Here is a 19,393-nt window from a genome sequence, read left to right on the forward strand (position 1 = left end):
GTAAATTTGTTAAAATAGAAACATTAACACTTAAAACACAAAATATTATGGCTTTTGAATTACCAAAATTAAAATATGCTTATGACGCTTTAGAACCAAACATAGATGCTCGCACAATGGAGATTCATCATACAAAGCATCATAATGGATATACTACTAAACTAAATGCGGCGATTGAGGGAACAGATTTAGAAGGTAAATCTATAGAAGATATCCTCAACAATTTAGATATGAATAACAGCGGTGTAAGAAATAATGGTGGCGGATTTTATAATCATTCCTTATTTTGGGATGTTATGAATCCTGAAGGAAAAGGCCGTTTGTCTGGGGATTTAAAAGATGCGATCGAAGCAGAATTTGGATCTTTTGATGCGTTTAAAGATGCTTTTTCTAAAGCTGCCGCAACACAGTTTGGCTCAGGTTGGGCTTGGCTATGTGTTCACAAAGGAGGAAAAGTTGAAGTTTGTTCTACTCCAAACCAAGACAATCCTTTAATGCCTGGAGTAACATGTGGTGGAACACCAATACTAGGCTTAGATGTTTGGGAGCATGCGTACTATTTAAACTATCAAAACAGAAGACCAGATTATATTGAAGCATTTTTTAATGTTATTAACTGGAATGAAGTCGAAAGAAGATATGCTGAAGCCAAATAATCTTTCTCTTTCCTAGATAAAGTGCTGAATTTATTGCAGCAACTTTAATTTTTAGGTAATACTATTATAAAAAAATCCGAGTCTTTTAAAGGCTCGGATTTTTTATGTTTTATTGAAATATTTGTTTCTCATTATTTGAAATTGGGCATGAAAAAGGGCGAACAGACGTCCACCCTTTTTGCCCCAAATCTACCATAAACTTAACCTACTTATGTTATGGTGATTCAAATATAAGTTTACATTATTTTAACCATTCAATTTTTTGGACAAACGACCTATATATTAGTCTAACAGTGGAAAATACTGCGATTACAATTCAATAAGAGTAAAAACATATTCTAAATTGAATTAATTACTTAAAGTAAAACTTTAAATTAGACTAATAAAAAAAGGTGAACTAAGTTCACCTTTTTTTGCCCCAAATCTACCATGAACTTAACCTACTTATGTTATGGTGAGACCAATGTAAATGTTATTTGTTAAATCAATACATATATTGGACGAAATACATATTTCTCGGATAAAATACACATTTTTTCGGATTAAACGCTATTTTGGGGTGTTATTTAGTAAGCGCGCTCCTTATTTCCTTCGTAGAAGTTAATAAAGGCTCTGTTAACAACTCTATTACCACCAGCTGTTGGATAATTACCAGTAAAATACCAATCACCTAAATTTTTAGGACAAGCCTTGTGGAGATTTTCTACAGGTTGAAAAATAATTTTCACTTCAGCGTTAACGTCTTCGTCACTAAGTAATTCTGAAATTTTATCAGAGATTTGTTCGTCTGTAAAATTATTGTAAATGTCTTTCACATAATTAACGACATTTTTATCATTCAAACTTATCTGAGTAACACACTTCTTATAAACCTCTTCTATTATATGATATTGATCGTAGTCTTTTAATAGTGCTAGTGCGGCTCTAAAAGCCACTAAGCTTTCTAGATTTGCCATATCAATTCCATAACAATCAGGATAGCGTATTTGTGGCGCGGAAGACACTACAACTATTTTCTTTGGGTTAAGTCTATCCATCATTTTGATGATACTCTTTTTAAGTGTAGTTCCTCTTACAATGCTATCGTCAATAATAACTAAGTTGTCAGTAGGCTTAATGACTCCGTAAGTAACATCGTAAACGTGTGCAACCAGATCGTCCCTACTACTATCTTCAGTGATAAAGGTTCTGAGCTTTACGTCTTTAACAGCTATTTTTTCAATTCTTGGGCGCTCAGATAAAATTTGTTTAACTTTTTCAGCAGATAATTCTCTTTGACCATTAAGAATAGCATTTGTTTTCTTTTGATTAAGATGTTCTTCAACAGTATCTATCATACCAAAGAATGATGTTTCTGCTGTATTTGGTATAAATGAGAAAACCGTGTTTTCAGTATCATTATCTATGGCTTCAAGAACTTTTGGCATTAATAAGCGACCAAGTTCTTTACGTTCTTTGTAAATTTCTGCATCACTCCCTCTTGAAAAGTATATGCGCTCAAAAGAACAGGCCTTACGTTCTAAAGGTTCTAGTATTTTTTTAATTGATGTTGAACCTGACTTTTTAGTAATTATAGCATGTCCTGGATCTAACTCTTTAACAGCTTCGAAGGGTACGTTAAACACGGTTTGTATCACAGGTCGTTCTGAGGCTACAACAACAACCTCATCGTCTTTATAATAATAAGCTGGTCTAATACCAGCGGGATCCCTCAATACAAATGAATCTCCATGACCTAATAAACCAGCCATAGCATAACCTCCATCCCAGTTTTTCGCAGCACGTTTTAAAATTTTGGCAACTTTTAAGCGCTCGGCAATAAGTGGCGAACATTCATTTTTATTGTAGCCTTCTTTTTTAAGATCTTTGTATATTTTAGCAACAGCATCATCTAGAAAATGACCAATTTTTTCCATTACAGTAATGGTATCAGCTTTTTCTTTTGGATGCTGACCAATCTCAATAAGATTATTGAAAAGCTCATTGACATTCGTCATGTTAAAATTTCCAGCGACAATAAGATTTCTATGTTGCCAGTTATTTTGTCTTAAAAATGGATGTACACTTTCTACACTGTTTTTACCAAATGTTCCATAACGAACATGACCTAATAATAGTTCGCCTATGTATGGAATGTTTTTCTTCTGTAAGGCGACATTATCTTGGTATTGCGGATTTTTAGTTAAGTCCTCATTGATACGTTCATTGATTTGAGCAAAAATATCTTGAATAGGTTGTTGAGCAATGGAACGTACTCTACTAATGTAACGCTCACCAGGTTGGGTATTTAATTTAATACTAGCAAAACCGGCTCCATCTTGTCCTCGGTTGTGCTGTTTTTCCATCATTAAATACATTTTATTGACACCATAAAATGCACTCCCGTATTTCTCCTTGTAATATTCTAATGGTTTTAAAAGTCTAATAAGTGCGATACCACACTCATGTTTTAAAGCATCACTCATGTTATGTAATAAAAAACGCGCTCAATTTAGAGCGCGTCGGTTTAAGTTAATTCTATATCAAATTGTGTTAGACTCTTAAACTGGTCTAAACGTTTATAAACTTCTTTATCTGTTAAATTTTGCATGCGCTCAGTGCCAAATTTTTCTACACAGAAAGATGCTAATGTAGAACCATAGATAACAGCAGTCTTCATATTTTCAAAAGAAAAATCACCAGTTTTCGCTAAATAACCTGCAAAACCACCAGCAAAAGTATCACCAGCGCCAGTTGGATCAAATACCTCTTCTAAAGGCAAAGCCGGAGCATAAAACACATTATCGTCGTGAAACAACAAAGCTCCGTGTTCTCCTTTTTTAATTACTACATATTTTGGACCCATGTTGTGAATCTTTCTTGCTGCAACAACTAATGAATATTCTCCAGTTAATTGCCTAGCCTCTTCGTCGTTTATAGTAATGACATCTATATGCTTAATAGTATTGTGTAAATCCTCTAGGGCACAATCCATCCAAAAATTCATAGTATCTAGAATAACCAGCTTGGGTTTTTTAGACATTTGGTTTAAAACACTCATTTGGGTTAAAGGATGCAAATTTCCTAACATTACAACTTCAGCATCTTTATAACTTTCAGGAACCACAGGTTCAAAATCTGCGAGTACATTTAGTTCAGTAGCTAAGGTGTCGCGAGAGTTCATATCGTTATGATATTTACCACTCCAAAAGAAGGTTTTACCGTCTTTTACAATTTCAATACCAGAAACATCAATGTTTTTATCAGACATTAAGTCTAAGTATTCTTGAGGAAAATCTCCACCCACAACGGATACTACTGCGGAGTCTACATTAAAATTAGAAGCTGCTAAACCTATGAAAGTACCTGCACCTCCTAGAATTTTGTCGGTTTTACCAAAGGGTGTTTCAATAGCGTCAAAAGCTACAGTACCAACAATCACTAATTTACTCATTACCTAAGTTTAAATTAAGGTGCAAAAGTACATAAAATATATTCCTTTTGAAACAGGGATTTTCGCCTTTTAAATGCATATTATTTTCTCCCAAAATCTGCAGGAATTTCTCCCCAAGCTTTTGTTTCCCACTTTACAATAGTTGTAGAATATTCATTTGTTTTTAGCCATTGTATAGCACGATCTATCAAATCATAAACAGGTTTGTTTTTTTCATTTCGCTCTAGCTTAGAGTTGCACATCTTTTTTCTAACCCAACTCATTGCTGTTTTAGAGTCTGTGTACATAATACGATCACTTTTATGCTGTTTTAAAAAAGCTAGGCCATGTACCAAGGCTAAGAATTCACCAATGTTATTCGTTCCTTCTTCAAAAGGACCCTGAATAAAAAGTTGCTTTTTTGTTTTTGTATCAACTCCTCTATATTCCATTTTACCAGGATTTCCACTTGATGCGGCATCTACAGAAATAGAATTATAGTTAGGCTTTCCTATTTTTTTGAGTTGTGCTTCGGTAAGTGCGCTTTTAAAGGATTTAGATTTTCCTACATAATCTTTATAGTTTCCTTTCAGTGCTTTTTTTGCAGCTTCAAAAGTTGAAAACGATTTATATTGTGCTCCTTTAAAATCTTTTATTTGAGCTTTACAGTCATCCCATTTTTCAAACACTCCGGTTTTGTGACCTTTCCAAACGGTGTAATATTTTTTCTTTTTTTTACTCATGTTTACTTCCTGCGAAGGCAGGAATCTTATTAATCGCTTCCTTCTAATGTTATATTAACATCTTCATTACCAATGTTAAGACCAAGTAATATATCTAAAGTTTCATTATCTCCAGAAATAGACAAAAGTTTATATTTTTCTTCTTCCCCAGAAATTTCTATTTCATCAATATTAAAGATTCTCAAAGTTAAAGATAGTGAGCTATTCAATACAACATTCACAAACCATTCTTTTTGAATTTCTCCCTCAGTAAGACTTCCTATTAAATAAAATTCGTCTTTTGATCTAATAGCAAAGCTTTCAATAACATTAAACTTACCTTTTATGTTTTTAGAATACATTACTAATTACTTTAATAATCTATCAACCACCTTCGGAAAATGTTCCATCTCTAACAAATGAATCTTCCCAGCGACATCTTCGGCAGAATCCGATGGTAAAACATCACATTTGGTCTGAAAAATAATAGCTCCTTCATCATAATTCTCATTCACATAATGGATTGTAATCCCAGTTTCAGTTTCTTTATTTGCAACTACAGCTTCATGAACATGCATACCATACATACCTTTTCCACCATATTTCGGTAATAAAGCGGGATGAATGTTTATAACTTTGTTTTCAAATTCTTTTAGTATAAACTCAGGAAATTTCCAAAGAAAACCTGCTAGTACAATTAGGTCTGGTCGAGAAGCTTTTAAAATATTTAAAACGTCTTCAGATTTTGAAAAAGCGATTCTATTAAAAGATAAGGCGCTAATATTCAGTTTTTTACAACGATCCAATACTTTGGCATGAGGATTGTTAGTTAATACCTGAATAACAGACGCATTATCGCTGTTGTGAAAAAACTTTATCAAATTTTCAGCATTACTCCCACTTCCGGACGCAAAAATTACCACACGTTTCATTTACAAGCTATCAATGTTATATTATTCAAACAAAAAAAAGAATAATAATTAACAATTAGGGCAAAACCAAAAGACTTATATTTATTTTAGTAAATTAAAAGCACATTTTATCGGTAAAGGTGATTATTAAAATAAAGTTTTTTATTTTTGCCATCTAATTAAAACTTAAAATTAAAAAATTATGTCAGACATTGCATCACGAGTAAAAGCGATTATCGTAGATAAATTAGGTGTTGATGAAAACGAAGTTGTAACTGAAGCGAGCTTCACTAACGATTTAGGAGCGGATTCATTAGATACTGTTGAATTAATAATGGAATTTGAAAAGGAATTTGATATTCAAATCCCAGACGATCAAGCTGAGAACATTGCAACAGTTGGTCAAGCTATTTCTTACATAGAAGAAGCAAAATAATAACTTCACTTTTATGGAATTAAAGCGAGTCGTAGTTACTGGTTTAGGTGCACTTACGCCAATAGGCAATACCAAAGATGAATATTGGAATGCGCTTATTAATGGCAAAAGTGGTGCCGCACCAATTACACATTTTGATGCTGAAAAGTTCAAGACGCAGTTCGCTTGTGAAATAAAAAACTTTGAAGTCACTGACTTTATTGATAAAAAGTTGGCGCGACAAATGGATAAGTTTTCACAGTATGCAATGGTTGCTTCGGATGAAGCAATTGCAGACTCAAAACTAGATCTAAATGCTATAAACAAATTAAGAGTTGGAGTAATTTGGGGAGCAGGTATTGGTGGTTTAGAAACATTTCAAGAAGAAGTGTTAAACTATGCTGCTGGTGACGGAACACCTCGATTTAATCCGAGATTCATTCCAAAAATGATTGCTGATATAGCACCAGGAAACATATCTATAAAATATGGTTTCATGGGTCCTAACTATACCACAGTTTCTGCTTGTGCATCCTCTGCAAATTCAATGATCGATGCTCTAAACACTATTCGTTTAGGCACTTGTGATGTTGTAATCACTGGCGGAAGTGAAGCTGCGGTTACTATTGCAGGTATGGGAGGATTTAATGCTATGCATGCAATGAGTACTCGAAATGATGATCCAAAAACTGCTTCCAGACCTTTTGATGCCACCAGAGATGGTTTTGTATTAGGAGAAGGAGCAGGAGCGATTGTTTTAGAAGAGTATGAGCATGCCAAAGCAAGAGGAGCTAAAATCTACGCAGAAGTTGTAGGTGGAGGTTTGTCTTCTGACGCTTATCATATGACGGCACCACATCCAGAAGGTATAGGTGTCATTGCGGTAATGAAAAATTGTTTAGAAAATGCTGGTTTAAATCCTGAAGATGTAGATCATATTAATACACACGGTACATCGACACCATTAGGTGATGTTGCTGAGTTAAAAGCTATATCAGAAGTATTTGGCAGTCATGCTAAAAACATAAACATTAATTCAACAAAATCTATGACAGGTCACTTGTTGGGTGCTGCTGGAGCTATTGAGGCTATTGCTTCAATTTTGGCCATGGAGCATGGTATTGTACCTCCAACAATAAACCACCAAACGGTTGATGAAAACATAGACCCAGAATTAAATTTAACACTCAATAAAGCTCAGAAACGAGATATTAAAGTCGCAATGAGTAATACATTTGGATTTGGCGGTCACAACGCTTGTGTATTATTTAAAAAATTAGATTAAATCCCGAATGAGCATCATTCGTAACATATTGAAAAATTCCCGTTCTGAAGAAGACGGGAATTTTTTTTTAAAACTGAAAGTTATCCTTGGGTTTAAGCCAAAATCAAAACCTCTTTACTTAAAGGCATTTACCCATCGTTCTATGAACATCAGGGACAAAAAAGGGAATGCCATTAATTACGAACGTTTAGAATTTGTAGGCGACGCTATGCTAAGCTCAGTTATTGCTGCATATTTATTTGAAAAAGTGCCGCATGGTGATGAAGGCTATCTTACTAAAATGCGCTCTAAAGTAGTAAGCAGAGAGCATCTTAATGAGTTAGGAAAAGATTTGAGTCTTATTGATTTGGTTCAGAGCAGAATTCCTAAATCAAATTTTGGAAGTAATATTCATGGTAACCTTTTTGAAGCTCTAGTTGGTGCTATTTATTTAGATAAAGGCTATAAAACTTGTGAAAAATTTATTTATAGACGTGTTATTAATCCTTATGTTGATATAGAAACCTTAGAAGGTAAAGTAATTAGCTATAAAAGTTTGCTCATAGAGTGGTGTCAGAAAGAAAAGAATACATTTGATTATGAAGTCTATGAAGACACAGGTAAAGATGAACTAAAACACTTTTCGGTTAAACTCAGTATTAATGAAAAAGTAGTATCTAAAGCAAGAGCAACTTCAAAAAAGAAAGCCGAGGAAAAAGCTTCTAAACGTGCATTTTTTGCCTTTCAGAATCAAATCACCAAGCTTATTTAACCTGTCTTTACTAATTCTGTTCCACGATAACGTTTTCGTAAATTTTAAGGGTTAAGATTAACCAAATCTTAATAAAACTAAGCTTTTATTATACTATATTTACCATTCAAAGTTGTAATTATATGGCTTTACACAAACTTCAGGTTGATGATTTTTATGACGATACCTACAAACTCATTGCGATTCATTGTGGGCTAGAAGATTATCGTTTGGCCTATTTACTTAATAAGAATTTAGACTTAAACCTAAAGCGTAAAGTAGAAGATTTAGATTTTAAATATTTAAAATCATCTTACAGCATTTTTGAATGGGAAAACGAATTGGAATATGTGAGATGGAATCTAATATCTAATGTTTGTAAAAAAGAAGAAGATGGTTTGTACAGCACAGGAACTTTATTTGAAACTAATCATAAAGTGCTTAAAACGTTCAACTTAATTTCAGAGTATAAAAATGTTGATTATTTCATTAAGATTTCTGATGAAATTAAGAATGTTAGTGAGCGATTAATTTTGAACAAACTACATTCTATTCCTCAAATTATTACTAGTTACACGGTAGATCCGTTAAAAATAAAATCGAAAGATCATTTAATTTTCTAATTTGATGTCAAATAAAAAAACAAAAATAGTAGCCACTTTAGGCCCAGCAACAAGCACAAAAGAAGTGTTAAAAGCGATGTTAGATGAAGGAGCCAATGTATTTAGAATCAACTTTTCGCATGCGGATTATAAAGACGTTGAAGAGCGTATAAAAATGATTAGAGAACTCAATGAAGAGTTTGGCTACAATGCTTCTATTTTAGGTGATTTACAAGGCCCTAAATTGCGTGTTGGAATGATGAAAGGAGAGGTAATTGTAAACGAGGGAGATGAAATTATTTTCGCTACTGGTAAACGTTTTGAAGGCACAAAAGAGCGCGTTTACATGACCTATGATAATTTTCCGCAAGACGCTAAACCAGGAGAGCGTATTTTGTTAGATGATGGAAAATTAATTTTTGAAGTCGTTTCTACAGACAAGAAAACGGAAGTAAAAGCAAAGGTAATACAAGGAGGACCTTTAAAGTCTAAGAAAGGAGTCAACTTACCTAATACAAATATTTCGCAACCAGCATTAACCGAAAAAGATATTGAAGATGCCATTTTTGCCATAGGACAAAAAGTAGATTGGATAGCTTTGTCTTTTGTAAGACATGCAGAAGATTTAATGCAATTGGAAAATTTAATTAATGAGCACAGTGATCATAAAATTCCTATCATAGCCAAGATAGAAAAACCTGAAGCCGTAGAGAATATTGATAAAATTGTTGCCTATTGTGATGGGTTAATGGTAGCTCGTGGTGATTTAGGTGTTGAAATACCAGCAGAAGAAGTGCCATTAATACAAAAGCAATTAGTATTAAGGGCCAAACGCGCAAGAATACCTGTAATTATAGCAACCCAAATGATGGAAACTATGATTACCAGTCTCACACCTACACGTGCTGAGGTAAATGATGTGGCAAATTCTGTTATGGATGGTGCAGATGCTGTAATGTTATCTGGCGAAACCTCAGTGGGGCAATATCCTGTGCAAGTTATTAGACAAATGGCAAATATTATTCGCAGTGTAGAGGAATCACCATTAATTGAAGTACCACAATCTCCGCCTCATATTCGTACTAAAAGATATATTACAAAAGCGATTTGTTACCATGCAGCAAACATGGCAAACGAAATTAATGCTAAAGCTATTTCTACATTAACTAATAGTGGTTATACAGCATTTCAGATCTCAGCATGGAGACCTTCAGCACATATTTTAGTATTTACGTCTAATAGGCTAATTTTAACACAACTAAGCTTACTTTGGGGTGTTACTGCTTTTTACTATGATAGGTTTGTAAGTACTGATGAAACGATTGAAGATGTGAATGCCATTGCATGTAAAAAAGGTTATTTAGAAGTAGGCGATATGCTTATTAGTTTAGCAGCAATGCCGATACAGGATAAAGGTATGGTAAATACATTGCGAGTTACTGAAATTGAGAGTTGTAGCTTCTAAGAATATATAACGACTTTATTCCTGTTTTAATTTTGATAGTTTGAAATACTTATTAGAAGTTTTATCTAGTCGTTCAGTTATTTTTTTGAAATTTTTCTGATTTGGTTTAAGATTAATGTATTTATCAATAACGTTACTTCTTTTATAAATAATAATTGTGTTTTCTACATTTTGATTTATCTTGTTTAAATGTACTTCTGAATCCTTATCTGAAAATGAAGGTATAAAAGTCAAAGCAGTTTTCACTAAATTAAGATTAGTACCAATTCTCTCTAATTCTTTCATTCTTCTGGTTTTATCATAATTAGTTTCATTACCATAAACAAAGTAAACCTTTAAATATTCATCTCTTTTAATACTTTCTTTATCTAAAAAAACCAACCATTTTTTGATTTCGTCCCAATTAGGATTATTACCTACAAAGTATAGAATACCATGAAACCAACCATATTTACAAATAGGACATGTTTTTGAACCTTTGTCTTCACCATAAGCATGAAATGGTGTAAAGGAAATAATATCTTCTCCAATATTTTTTCCTGAATTAAGTAGGTTAGTATTTTGCTTAGGATAATCTCGAATATTTAAACCTAAGACAATATCTCGTTCCCCAACCCACAGATTATCTTTCTGAACAAAACGAATAACACCACTTCCTCCACGATTCTTCATTTTTATTCTTTTCTTGGTAGTTAAAAGTGGGTCGTTATCAAACACAAAATCATCAATATAATATGGTTTTTTTACAAGCTTGTCTTTGATGGTTATATGCACATGTGCGGCTTCAGTTCTACTTGGATAAGTACCTGGTTTTATTGTATAAATGGAATAATTACCATGTTTATTTGTTTTTAGCCAACCCCTAATGTAACCATGAGTTTGACCTAACTTATTTTTTGGCATATTTCTTTCTTCGCTTTCTTTTGTAGCATAAACACCATTCGTGTTAGTCTGGTAATAATAAAGAATTACATTTGGCGCTGGTGTTTTTCCGTCTCTTTGATAAACTGTTCCCGTAAGTAGAATTTTCTGTCCATCTTGTTTAAATGCAGGACTTGTATCTTTCGATGACAATTTTTTAGGCATTTTGTAATTAAATGGTGGGGATTGATCAAAATCCTCGCTTAATTTATTTCTTTGCACTAAGTTGGTTTGCCCATTACAACTAATTAACTGCATACATATTAAGCATAGAAAACCTCTTTTTAAAACTCGTAACATTTTGATAGTTTTCAATAAATGTAGCAATTTGTAAAATGGATTATTCTATATTTTACAGGGAATTACCCAAGTGGAGTTAAAAATAGATTCAGTGGAGTAGTTGATGCCAATTATCTCTGTAATGTCTACTTAAACGAATAACTTCATCGTTTTGAAGTAGTGCTTCATAATCACCATTATTTCTTGATTTTAGTTCTTTTATGAATGTAGAATTTATGATAAAAGAACGATGAACTCTTAAAAAAATACTTGGATCAAGTTTGTTTCCAAATTCCTTTAAGCTTTTGCTGTCTAAAATTTTTTTATCATTTGTGTGAACAACCGAATACGGTTTCTCGGTTGAAATTAATTGAATAGAAGAAGTTAGAACAGTAATAATTTTTGAGCCTATTTTGAATTTTATTTTTTCTGAATAAGGAGTAGCTTCTTCAGTTGTTTTACGTAATGAAATATAAACAAAAGGAAAAATCACATACCATAATAAAGCAATATAAAATTGATTTGATAAAGCAGAATTAAAAATATTTGAAAAACGATGTGCTGGAGTAAATATCAAAGAACTAACAAAGACAAATAAAAAGGTAAATAAAACTAAATGTAGAAAACTAAAAGTTATTCCAATTCCTAAATTATAGACTAGTCTCCTATATTCTCTATTAGGATTAATAATTTTTATTAACCTATTTATAAAAACGGTTAAAGGAATGAAAAACGTCCAAAACGTATTATAAAGAAATGACTCTGACAAATAAAAGCCCGTTCCTTGTATTCTGCTGTATATGTAATCTTGAAGTATTGCCAATACAAAAACAAAAACCACAATGATTAAATACGAGGGTATTTTACCATTTTCCAGTATTTTTTTTATGTAAAATAATTTTTTCAATGTTTTTTAGATTACTTGGTATTATACATATAAACCAGAATAACAATGCAAAGCAGCAAAAATATGATTACGTAATTCTTATAATTAGAGTTATTACTTTTTATAATATGGCTTCCTCTTTTTGAGCGCTGCTTTATGGGTTTATTATAAGCTTTTAAGATTTTCGTTTCTGGTATATAATCTTTTCCATCATAAAAATTAGGATTTTCAATCAAATTATCTATAACATCTTTACATTCTTTAAGTCCCATATTGGTTTTATCCTTAACCAGCTTTATGGCACTAAGGCTTTTTCCACTATTGATTAAATGAAGTAATTCGTATTTGTTTAGCTCAATATTATTAATTCTAATTATCATTGATTTAAAAAGGTATTAAAATCTATCTGATAAATTCTGCTAGTACCATTATCATATTTATTAATCTCTGAGAATAATTCTTCCGCACTAGAAAAACCACCTTCTTTTAATTCAACACTACTTCTTCGGCTGGTAAAATAAAGTATATTATTATTTACAAAAGGGCAGAAGTCTGTTTGTTTGGAGTTAATCTTTTCACCTAAATTTTCAGCTGTAGCCCATTCTCCATTTATATTTCTACTGATATATAAATCACCAGCTCCAATACCGTCTGTGCGTTGCCAACCACCAAAAATGATATAAGATTCGTCAGGAGCAATAAACGCATTAAATTCGGCCCCTTTTGTATTTACTCCTTCGCCTAAAAGTTTTGGTTCAGAATACCTGTTGTTTTCCCATTTACTCATAAAAATATCGTCAGCTGATTCTAATTCCTTTTTTATGGTGGTATAGTATAAGTTTTTATTACTAGCTACTGCTGGATAAAACTCATCAGCTATTGTATTTATAGGTGCACCAATATTTTTTGGTTCAGACCATTTAGCCATTTTGGTTTCGCGTTCTACATACCAAATATCCATATCCTTTATATTTGTACTATCTGCTGAAATAGGTCTATTTGAAACAAAATAGAGTTTTAAATTATCTGGAGACAAAAAAGGTTCTAAATCTGTATATCGTCCTGAAAAACTACTTATTTGAGGCTCTTGCCAAACATCATTTTTCTTTTCAATTTTCATGATTACAGAAAGCTCTCTAGCTGGACTTTGTAAAGAGAAATAAGCTTCATTCTGTTCTGTATTCATCGTAAAATCTCTAACATTAGTAAACCGAGAAAAGATGTGTTCAGCAAAAGGTTGAACCCCTTCTTTATGTTCCTCGTCTTTTTTAATTTCGTTCAATTCTGTTGTAGTTTCTTCTTTCTCTTTACAAGAATGAATTACAAAAATGAAAAAGACGAAGAGTAATAAATTTTGAAGTTTCATTTCTGGGGGTTTTAGTTAGAGTTATAAACTTAAATAAATCAGACCATTAAAATTCAAATTTTAACTGAACACTAACAGATTTTTTTTCTTCTAATTTAGCTTTTGGTTTCTTTGGCTCTGTATTCAAATTAGATAATGAAATACCTAATAGCCTTACAGAATTATTCATCTTATCCTGATATAATAGATCTTTTGCAGTTTCAAGAATAATAGCTTTTTCGCTCATGTAATATGGTAATGTTTTGCTACGCGTTTGTAATGTAAAGTCGCTATATTTTATTTTAAGTGTTATGGTTTTTCCTGAGACCTTGCTTTTGCTCAAACGTTTTGAAACCTCTTCAGCAATATGCTCTAATTTTTCGAGCATAAAAATTTCTGAGGATAGATTTTCGCTAAATGTTCGTTCAGCAGCCAAAGACTTTCTAATACGATTGGGTTTTACTTCACTGTTATGGATTCCACGTACCACATGATAGTAATAACGACCAGATTTCCCAAAGTTTTCATCCAAGTATTCAAGTGTTTTAGACTTTAAATCTTTTCCAGTAAAAATGCCTTTTTGATACATCTTTTCTGCTGTCACTTTACCAACACCATAAAACTTTCTAATGTCTAAATCTTCTAAAAATTGAATAACATCCTCAGGATTTATTGTTTTTTGGCCATTAGGTTTGTTAATGTCACTTGCAACTTTAGCAATAAACTTATTAATTGAGATGCCTGCGGAAGCTGTTAAGCCCACTTCGTTAAAAATGCGTTGTCGTATCTCTTGAGCAATTAAAGTAGCGCTAGGAAGTCCCTTTTTGTTTTCAGTAACATCTAAATAAGCTTCATCTAAGGACAGAGGTTCGACTAAGTCTGTATAGTCAAAAAAAATCTTTCGTATGCGGTTAGAAATTTCTTTGTAGCGATCAAAATCTGTTCTAACAAAAATTAATTCTGGGCAAAGTTTTATGGCCAAGCGACCAGACATGGCACTTTTCACTCCAAATTTTCTAGCTTCATAACTGGCAGCACTAATAACACCTCTAGCACCTCCACCTCCAACAGCTATTGCTTTTCCTCTCAATTCAGGATTATCCATTTGTGCTACAGAGGCATAAAATGCATCCATATCTACATGTATAATCTTTCTATTAATAGGTGCATTCGACATAAAGCAAATTTATAATATCTTTGATTTAATTGTAGCTTTAAGCATGAAACTTATATACACACTTTTAGTATTAGTACTATTATTATTGATTTGGTCTGCAATTAATCCTTATGAATATTTTACTTGGTTCTTAGAAGTTTTGCCGGCCATTATAGGTATTGTAATTCTTATTGCGACGTTTCACAAATTTAGATTTACAAATTTTGTGTATGTACTTGTTTTCATTCACTGTGTTATTTTGATTATTGGTGGTCATTACACCTACGCAGAGGTACCTTTATTTGATTGGATTCAAGAGACTTTTAATCAGACCAGAAATAATTATGACAAGGTTGGGCATTTTGCACAAGGATTTGTACCAGCAATGATTACGAGAGAAATATTAATTCGTCAAAATGTGGTCAATAAGACGTCTTGGCTCAATTTTATTGTGGTTTGTGTTGCAATGGCAATTAGTGTTACTTATGAGTTTATTGAGTGGGCAGTTTCATTAGGAACTGGAGATGGTGGAGATGCTTTTTTAGGTACCCAAGGTTATATTTGGGACACACAGTCCGACATGCTTTATGCAACTATTGGTGCGATTTGTGCCCTTGTATTTTTGAGTAAATCTCATAATAAGCAAATTGAATATTTAAATTTTAAATAATATTCCCGTTTCACGGGAAGTAAATATGATAGAAATAGAACGTAAATTTTTAGTTATTTCAGAAGCTTTTAAAAAAGAAGCAATTAATAGTTATAGTATTAAGCAAGGGTTTTTAAATAGCCATAAAAAGCGTGCCGTAAGAGTAAGGATTAAAAAAGATAAAGGCTACTTAACTATTAAAGGAAAATCAACAAAAGATGGGTTATCTCGTTTTGAATGGGAAAAGGAAATATCTAATACAGAAGCTGAATCGCTTTTGAAATTATGTGAAAAGGGTATTATTGATAAAACACGGTACGAAATTAAATGTGGTAATCACATCTTTGAAGTTGATGAATTTCATGGTGATAACAAGGGTTTAATTATTGCTGAAGTTGAACTAGATTCTGAAAACGAATATTACGAAAAGCCTAATTGGTTGGGCAAAGAAGTAACGGGTGACATAAAATATTACAATGCAGTATTAAGTAAACAACCTTATAAAACTTGGAAAAAATGAAAAAATCAATTCTATTATTTATAATTGTATTAGGTTTTCTATCGTGTAAAAATGATTCTAATGTCGAAACAGACTTAACAGAAAATAAAACGGTCAAAGTGGAGTCTACAAATGAAGTTGTTAAAGAGCAATCTACCGCAGAGCTTAAAGCTAAATTAACATCTAAAGGATATCAAATTTTTGACTATGTAGATGAGAAAACGCAAGACACAATATTAATGCAACAGTATTTTATTGCATTTCTTAAAAGAGGATCAATACGAACTCAAAATGAAGAAGAAGCTGCAGTTTTACAAAAAGAACACTTAGCGCATTTAGGAAAGATGTATGATTTAGGTTATGCTGATATTTCTGGTCCTTTCGGTGACGATGGTGATATAAGAGGCATTACAATTTATAATGTACCAACTCTAGAAATGGCTGATAGTTTAGCTAATTCTGACCCAATGGTAAAAGCTGGTCGGTTAGCTATAGAAATTCATCCTTGGTGGGCTGCTAAAGGATTTCCACTAAGATAAATTAAAAAGGCTCTGAATTTTCAGAGCCTTTTTAACTATATAATCATCAATTTATTTATTGTGCCTGTGGACCACCACTCACAATAATAAACTCTGAACGTCTGTTTTCTGCATGCTGATCTTTTGTACAACCACTAGAACAATCTATGCGAGGCTCTGATTCACCTTTACCAGATCCTGATATACGAGATTCATCAATACCTTGGGAAATCACATACTGAATCGTAGTTTTAGCTCTACGATCAGAAAGACTTGCGTTATAAGATTCTGGTCCTCTTTCATCTGTGTGTGAATTAGCAACAATAATCATTTCAGGATATTTTTTCATAATCTGAACCAGTTTATCTAATTCAAATGCTGCTTGATCAGTGATATTAGATTTATCGAACTCAAAGAAAATTGGTGCTAAATTAATTTTTTCAGCAACAATTAATTTTTCTATTGGATCTAAAGAAATCTGAATATTATTCTCTTCTTCGCTAGATCCTTTAACAGGTACTCTCTTGCTGTTGAAACCATCCATTATTACTTCTAATTCGGTATCTTCTTCACATTCAACAATAAATTCGGCAACACCTTCAGCATTAGTTGTTTTTGAAACGACACTATTACCTTCTGAATCGAATAACGATACTGAAGCTCCACTAATTGGCTCACGTGTTTTATCATCTAAAACTGTTGCGCTGATTAAAACATCACAAAGTGGTTGTAATTTTTTAAAGGCATAAACATCATCACTACCTTTTCCACCATCTCTATTTGACGATACAAAACCAGATTCATCTTCTTCGTTAATAGTAAAGGCAATATCATCGGCATTACTATTTATAGGAATACCAACATTTCGTATTGGTGCCATTTTACCGTCAATTTCTCTAGTGTAGAATACATCCATTCCACCAAGTCCTAAATGACCGTTGGAAGAGAAATAAAGCATATTTGTACTGCTGATGTAAGGAAACATTTCCTGCCCCTCAGTATTAACTTTTTGACCTAAATTTTGAGGCTCACCTATCGTTCCATCTTTATTTATAGGTGCTTTGTAAATATCAAAATCACCATAACCACCTGGCATGTTAGAAGCAAAATATAATGTGGAACCATCCGCACTAACAGACGGATTTTTAACTGAATAGTTTTCACTATTAATAGACAAACTTTCTACTGTATCCCAATCATCACCTAATTTAGTAGCTTTAAAAAGATATAACTGACTATAACGTACTTTGCTTAAAGAGTCTTTCTGATAAGCTTTTTCAAAATAGCTTTCTCTAGAAAAATACATCGTACTTCCGTCTGGTGTAAAGGATACTAAACCTTCATGAAAACGTGTGTTAATTTTATCGTTTGCCAGTGTAGCTTCTTGGTAAGAACCATCTGAATTTTTAGTCATTGAATAGATATCTAAAAAAGGTTGTTCATTCCAACCATAGGTTTTACGACTATCATTACGACCAGAGGTAATATATAATTTTCCGTCATTTGTTGTACCTCCAAAATCTGATTGTTCAGAGTTGAAATTCGCATTCTGCAAATTAAACTTTTTACCTTGCTCTAAAATTTTAGGAAGGTAATCAGGGTTTTTTCTGAATGCGGTAGCTCTATCGTCTGAAGGACGCATAGTTGCAAATCGATCCATTTGTTGGTTAGACTCTTCATACTTACCGTTGGCTTTAAGCATTTGAGAATACTTATAAATCATTTCTGGGTTATCAGAAGTCTCTAGTGCTTTAGCATACCAGCGTTCGGCTTCAACCGTATTGAAAATATTGTAGTAACTTTCAGCAAGTTGACTGTAAACGTATGCATCGCCTTTACCATTTTCAATAAGTTTATTGTAGCTTTCTGCCGCATCTACAAATTCAAATCTGGCAAAATGTTTGTCTGCTTTTTTAGTAGCTTTATTCTGAGCAGTTAAGCAAAAACCACTCATCAACGTAATAAATAATAATGTTTTAAAGTTTTTCATAATTGTTTAGCTTAACTGATTAAAAGTATCTTGGTGAACGAGAAACACGTTTTGGAAAATTGAGATCAAATAACAACATCACCTCATGAGATGCAGGTGCATATGCTTTGATATCTGATGATATAGCATCATAAGCATATCCAATTCTAAGAGAAGGTGTAAGAGCAAAGTTGATTAACCCTGAAAAAGAATCATCTAATCTATATGAAGCTCCGATTTCAAATTTCTTATAGAATCGCGCATTAACATTAACATCAAAAGATGTTGGTGCATCAAAAGAAGATTTAACCATAAACGAAGGTTTTAATTCCGTATTCGGTGACAAATCAAAAACATAACCACCAGTCAAAAAGTAATGTTGAGTTTCTGAACCTATTTTAAAACCATTAGCATCTAAATGCACAGAGGATAATAAATTAGGTACAGACAATGATAGATAATAGTTATCAGTGTAATAAAAGAAACCGGCTCCAATATTGGGTGTTGTTTCATTTATATTTTCATCAAAAAATGGATCGTTTTGGTCAATAACATCTAAGGTACTTAGACCGATATCATGAAATGTAGCACCAGCTTTGACACCAAATGCCAAATTATGTCCACCGCCTAATTTTAAGGTGTAAGAAACGTCTGCGTAAACATTTGTCTCTTTAACTGGGCCAATTTGATCTGCAATAACAGACAAGCCTAATCCTAAGTTATTACCAATAGGAGAGTGTCCAAAAAATGTTCCTGTCTGAGGCGCACCATCAATTCCTGCCCATTGCGTTCTGTATAATAATCCGAAAGATAGATTCTCTCGTGAACCAGCATAAGCCGGATTAATGATATTCATATTATACATGTACTGTGTGTACTGAGGGTCTTGTTGCCCATGCATTTGAAATGCCAAGAGCAAGACCGCTATAATAGAGAGTTTTTTCATATTATAATTTAAGTTGATTCAGTTAGT

General features: G+C 32.7%; 21 protein-coding genes. 9 read left to right on the plus strand and 12 right to left on the minus strand.

Going from position 1 to position 19,393, the window contains the following annotated elements:
* Positions 1-47 precede the first annotated feature (47 nt).
* Positions 48-656, plus strand: coding sequence for a superoxide dismutase (locus Q0822_RS06230; RefSeq protein WP_299121545.1), 609 nt, complete (start codon positions 48-50; stop codon positions 654-656).
* Positions 657-1,222: 566 nt separating this feature from the next.
* On the opposite strand, the gene Q0822_RS06235 is transcribed toward Q0822_RS06230, so the two are convergent.
* From Q0822_RS06235 to Q0822_RS06255, 5 genes are all read right to left on the minus strand, one after another.
* The gene (locus Q0822_RS06235; protein WP_299121547.1) at positions 1,223-3,121 is read right to left on the minus strand and encodes an amidophosphoribosyltransferase; all 1,899 of its coding nucleotides are present in this window, start codon (positions 3,119-3,121) and stop codon (positions 1,223-1,225) included.
* A gap of 41 nt (positions 3,122-3,162) precedes the next feature.
* Positions 3,163-4,089: a PfkB family carbohydrate kinase gene (locus Q0822_RS06240; RefSeq protein ID WP_299121549.1), complete on the minus strand. Its 927-nt coding sequence runs from the start codon at positions 4,087-4,089 to the stop codon at positions 3,163-3,165.
* Between the two features lie 80 nt (positions 4,090-4,169).
* Positions 4,170-4,811: a ribonuclease H family protein gene (locus Q0822_RS06245; RefSeq protein WP_299121551.1), complete on the minus strand. Its 642-nt coding sequence runs from the start codon at positions 4,809-4,811 to the stop codon at positions 4,170-4,172.
* 29 nt (positions 4,812-4,840) lie between these two features.
* On the minus strand, positions 4,841-5,152 hold the full coding sequence (locus tag Q0822_RS06250; RefSeq protein ID WP_299121553.1) for a hypothetical protein: 312 nt from the start codon (positions 5,150-5,152) through the stop codon (positions 4,841-4,843).
* A gap of 6 nt (positions 5,153-5,158) precedes the next feature.
* Entirely contained in the window at positions 5,159-5,722 is a 564-nt protein-coding gene (locus tag Q0822_RS06255) for a phosphoribosylglycinamide formyltransferase (RefSeq protein ID WP_299121556.1), read from the minus strand.
* A 181-nt stretch (positions 5,723-5,903) separates the two neighbouring features.
* Here Q0822_RS06255 and Q0822_RS06260 point away from each other — a divergent pair, with 181 nt between their 5' ends.
* The 5 genes from Q0822_RS06260 (at position 5,904) to pyk (ending at position 10,198) form a co-directional block, all read left to right on the plus strand.
* A complete protein-coding gene (locus Q0822_RS06260) occupies positions 5,904-6,137 on the plus strand; it encodes an acyl carrier protein (RefSeq protein ID WP_008269813.1) in 234 nt (77 codons plus the stop codon).
* 13 nt (positions 6,138-6,150) lie between these two features.
* Positions 6,151-7,401, plus strand: a complete 1,251-nt coding sequence (gene fabF / locus Q0822_RS06265; protein WP_299121558.1) for a beta-ketoacyl-ACP synthase II — start codon at positions 6,151-6,153, stop codon at positions 7,399-7,401.
* A 7-nt stretch (positions 7,402-7,408) separates the two neighbouring features.
* Entirely contained in the window at positions 7,409-8,152 is a 744-nt protein-coding gene (gene rnc, locus Q0822_RS06270) for a ribonuclease III (RefSeq protein WP_299121561.1), read from the plus strand.
* Positions 8,153-8,274: 122 nt separating this feature from the next.
* Positions 8,275-8,754, plus strand: coding sequence for an IPExxxVDY family protein (locus tag Q0822_RS06275; RefSeq protein ID WP_299121563.1), 480 nt, complete (start codon positions 8,275-8,277; stop codon positions 8,752-8,754).
* 1 nt (position 8,755) lies between these two features.
* Complete coding sequence (gene pyk, locus Q0822_RS06280; protein ID WP_299121565.1) at positions 8,756-10,198, plus strand: pyruvate kinase; 1,443 nt, start codon at positions 8,756-8,758, stop codon at positions 10,196-10,198.
* Positions 10,199-10,213: 15 nt separating this feature from the next.
* On the opposite strand, the gene Q0822_RS06285 is transcribed toward pyk, so the two are convergent.
* From Q0822_RS06285 to dinB, 5 genes are all read right to left on the minus strand, one after another.
* Complete coding sequence (locus Q0822_RS06285) at positions 10,214-11,341, minus strand: intradiol ring-cleavage dioxygenase (RefSeq protein WP_299121568.1); 1,128 nt, start codon at positions 11,339-11,341, stop codon at positions 10,214-10,216.
* A 166-nt stretch (positions 11,342-11,507) separates the two neighbouring features.
* On the minus strand, positions 11,508-12,305 hold the full coding sequence (locus Q0822_RS06290) for a LytTR family DNA-binding domain-containing protein (protein ID WP_299121571.1): 798 nt from the start codon (positions 12,303-12,305) through the stop codon (positions 11,508-11,510).
* 11 nt (positions 12,306-12,316) lie between these two features.
* Positions 12,317-12,664 (minus strand): hypothetical protein, encoded by a 348-nt coding sequence (locus Q0822_RS06295; RefSeq protein WP_299121574.1) that lies wholly within the window; start codon positions 12,662-12,664, stop codon positions 12,317-12,319.
* Positions 12,661-13,650, minus strand: a complete 990-nt coding sequence (locus Q0822_RS06300; protein ID WP_299121577.1) for a hypothetical protein — start codon at positions 13,648-13,650, stop codon at positions 12,661-12,663. The genes Q0822_RS06295 and Q0822_RS06300 overlap by 4 nt, the downstream gene beginning before the upstream one ends.
* A gap of 46 nt (positions 13,651-13,696) precedes the next feature.
* The gene (gene dinB, locus Q0822_RS06305) at positions 13,697-14,806 is read right to left on the minus strand and encodes a DNA polymerase IV (protein WP_299121579.1); all 1,110 of its coding nucleotides are present in this window, start codon (positions 14,804-14,806) and stop codon (positions 13,697-13,699) included.
* 43 nt (positions 14,807-14,849) lie between these two features.
* On the opposite strand from dinB, the gene Q0822_RS06310 reads away from it, so the two are divergent.
* From Q0822_RS06310 to Q0822_RS06320, 3 genes are read left to right on the plus strand one after another with little or no spacing between them, the layout of a single operon-like run.
* Positions 14,850-15,455, plus strand: a complete 606-nt coding sequence (locus Q0822_RS06310) for a DUF2238 domain-containing protein (protein ID WP_299121581.1) — start codon at positions 14,850-14,852, stop codon at positions 15,453-15,455.
* 25 nt (positions 15,456-15,480) lie between these two features.
* Positions 15,481-15,954, plus strand: coding sequence for a CYTH domain-containing protein (locus Q0822_RS06315; RefSeq protein ID WP_299121582.1), 474 nt, complete (start codon positions 15,481-15,483; stop codon positions 15,952-15,954).
* Positions 15,951-16,472 carry a YciI family protein gene (locus Q0822_RS06320; RefSeq protein ID WP_299121585.1) on the plus strand — a complete coding sequence of 174 codons (522 nt, stop codon included), beginning with the start codon at positions 15,951-15,953 and terminating at the stop codon, positions 16,470-16,472. The genes Q0822_RS06315 and Q0822_RS06320 overlap by 4 nt, the downstream gene beginning before the upstream one ends.
* Positions 16,473-16,527: 55 nt before the next feature.
* Here the strand turns inward: Q0822_RS06320 and Q0822_RS06325 are convergent, their stop codons facing one another.
* Together Q0822_RS06325 and Q0822_RS06330 are read right to left on the minus strand one after the other, a co-directional pair.
* Complete coding sequence (locus Q0822_RS06325; RefSeq protein ID WP_299121588.1) at positions 16,528-18,441, minus strand: OmpA family protein; 1,914 nt, start codon at positions 18,439-18,441, stop codon at positions 16,528-16,530.
* Between the two features lie 19 nt (positions 18,442-18,460).
* Positions 18,461-19,366, minus strand: a complete 906-nt coding sequence (locus Q0822_RS06330; RefSeq protein ID WP_299121591.1) for a type IX secretion system membrane protein PorP/SprF — start codon at positions 19,364-19,366, stop codon at positions 18,461-18,463.
* Positions 19,367-19,393 lie beyond the last annotated feature (27 nt).

This window comes from uncultured Winogradskyella sp. (assembly GCF_947496485.1).
Classification (GTDB): Bacteria; Bacteroidota; Bacteroidia; order Flavobacteriales; family Flavobacteriaceae; genus Winogradskyella.

What these genes read in the sequence shown, in the direction of transcription:
- Q0822_RS06315 (WP_299121582.1), top strand. Translation starts at nt 15,481, where the DNA reads ATGATAGAAATAGAACGTAAATTTTTAGTTATTTCAGAAGCTTTTAAA.
- Q0822_RS06275 (WP_299121563.1), top strand. Translation starts at nt 8,275, where the DNA reads ATGGCTTTACACAAACTTCAGGTTGATGATTTTTATGACGATACCTAC.
- Q0822_RS06245 (WP_299121551.1), bottom strand. Translation starts at nt 4,811, where the DNA reads ATGAGTAAAAAAAAGAAAAAATATTACACCGTTTGGAAAGGTCACAAA.
- Q0822_RS06250 (WP_299121553.1), bottom strand. Translation starts at nt 5,152, where the DNA reads ATGTATTCTAAAAACATAAAAGGTAAGTTTAATGTTATTGAAAGCTTT.
- Q0822_RS06330 (WP_299121591.1), bottom strand. Translation starts at nt 19,366, where the DNA reads ATGAAAAAACTCTCTATTATAGCGGTCTTGCTCTTGGCATTTCAAATG.
- Q0822_RS06300 (WP_299121577.1), bottom strand. Translation starts at nt 13,650, where the DNA reads ATGAAACTTCAAAATTTATTACTCTTCGTCTTTTTCATTTTTGTAATT.
- Q0822_RS06320 (WP_299121585.1), top strand. Translation starts at nt 15,951, where the DNA reads ATGAAAAAATCAATTCTATTATTTATAATTGTATTAGGTTTTCTATCG.
- Q0822_RS06255 (WP_299121556.1), bottom strand. Translation starts at nt 5,722, where the DNA reads ATGAAACGTGTGGTAATTTTTGCGTCCGGAAGTGGGAGTAATGCTGAA.
- rnc (WP_299121561.1), top strand. Translation starts at nt 7,409, where the DNA reads ATGAGCATCATTCGTAACATATTGAAAAATTCCCGTTCTGAAGAAGAC.
- Q0822_RS06260 (WP_008269813.1), top strand. Translation starts at nt 5,904, where the DNA reads ATGTCAGACATTGCATCACGAGTAAAAGCGATTATCGTAGATAAATTA.
- Q0822_RS06235 (WP_299121547.1), bottom strand. Translation starts at nt 3,121, where the DNA reads ATGAGTGATGCTTTAAAACATGAGTGTGGTATCGCACTTATTAGACTT.
- Q0822_RS06310 (WP_299121581.1), top strand. Translation starts at nt 14,850, where the DNA reads ATGAAACTTATATACACACTTTTAGTATTAGTACTATTATTATTGATT.
- Q0822_RS06230 (WP_299121545.1), top strand. Translation starts at nt 48, where the DNA reads ATGGCTTTTGAATTACCAAAATTAAAATATGCTTATGACGCTTTAGAA.
- fabF (WP_299121558.1), top strand. Translation starts at nt 6,151, where the DNA reads ATGGAATTAAAGCGAGTCGTAGTTACTGGTTTAGGTGCACTTACGCCA.
- Q0822_RS06325 (WP_299121588.1), bottom strand. Translation starts at nt 18,441, where the DNA reads ATGAAAAACTTTAAAACATTATTATTTATTACGTTGATGAGTGGTTTT.
- dinB (WP_299121579.1), bottom strand. Translation starts at nt 14,806, where the DNA reads ATGTCGAATGCACCTATTAATAGAAAGATTATACATGTAGATATGGAT.
- Q0822_RS06240 (WP_299121549.1), bottom strand. Translation starts at nt 4,089, where the DNA reads ATGAGTAAATTAGTGATTGTTGGTACTGTAGCTTTTGACGCTATTGAA.
- Q0822_RS06295 (WP_299121574.1), bottom strand. Translation starts at nt 12,664, where the DNA reads ATGATAATTAGAATTAATAATATTGAGCTAAACAAATACGAATTACTT.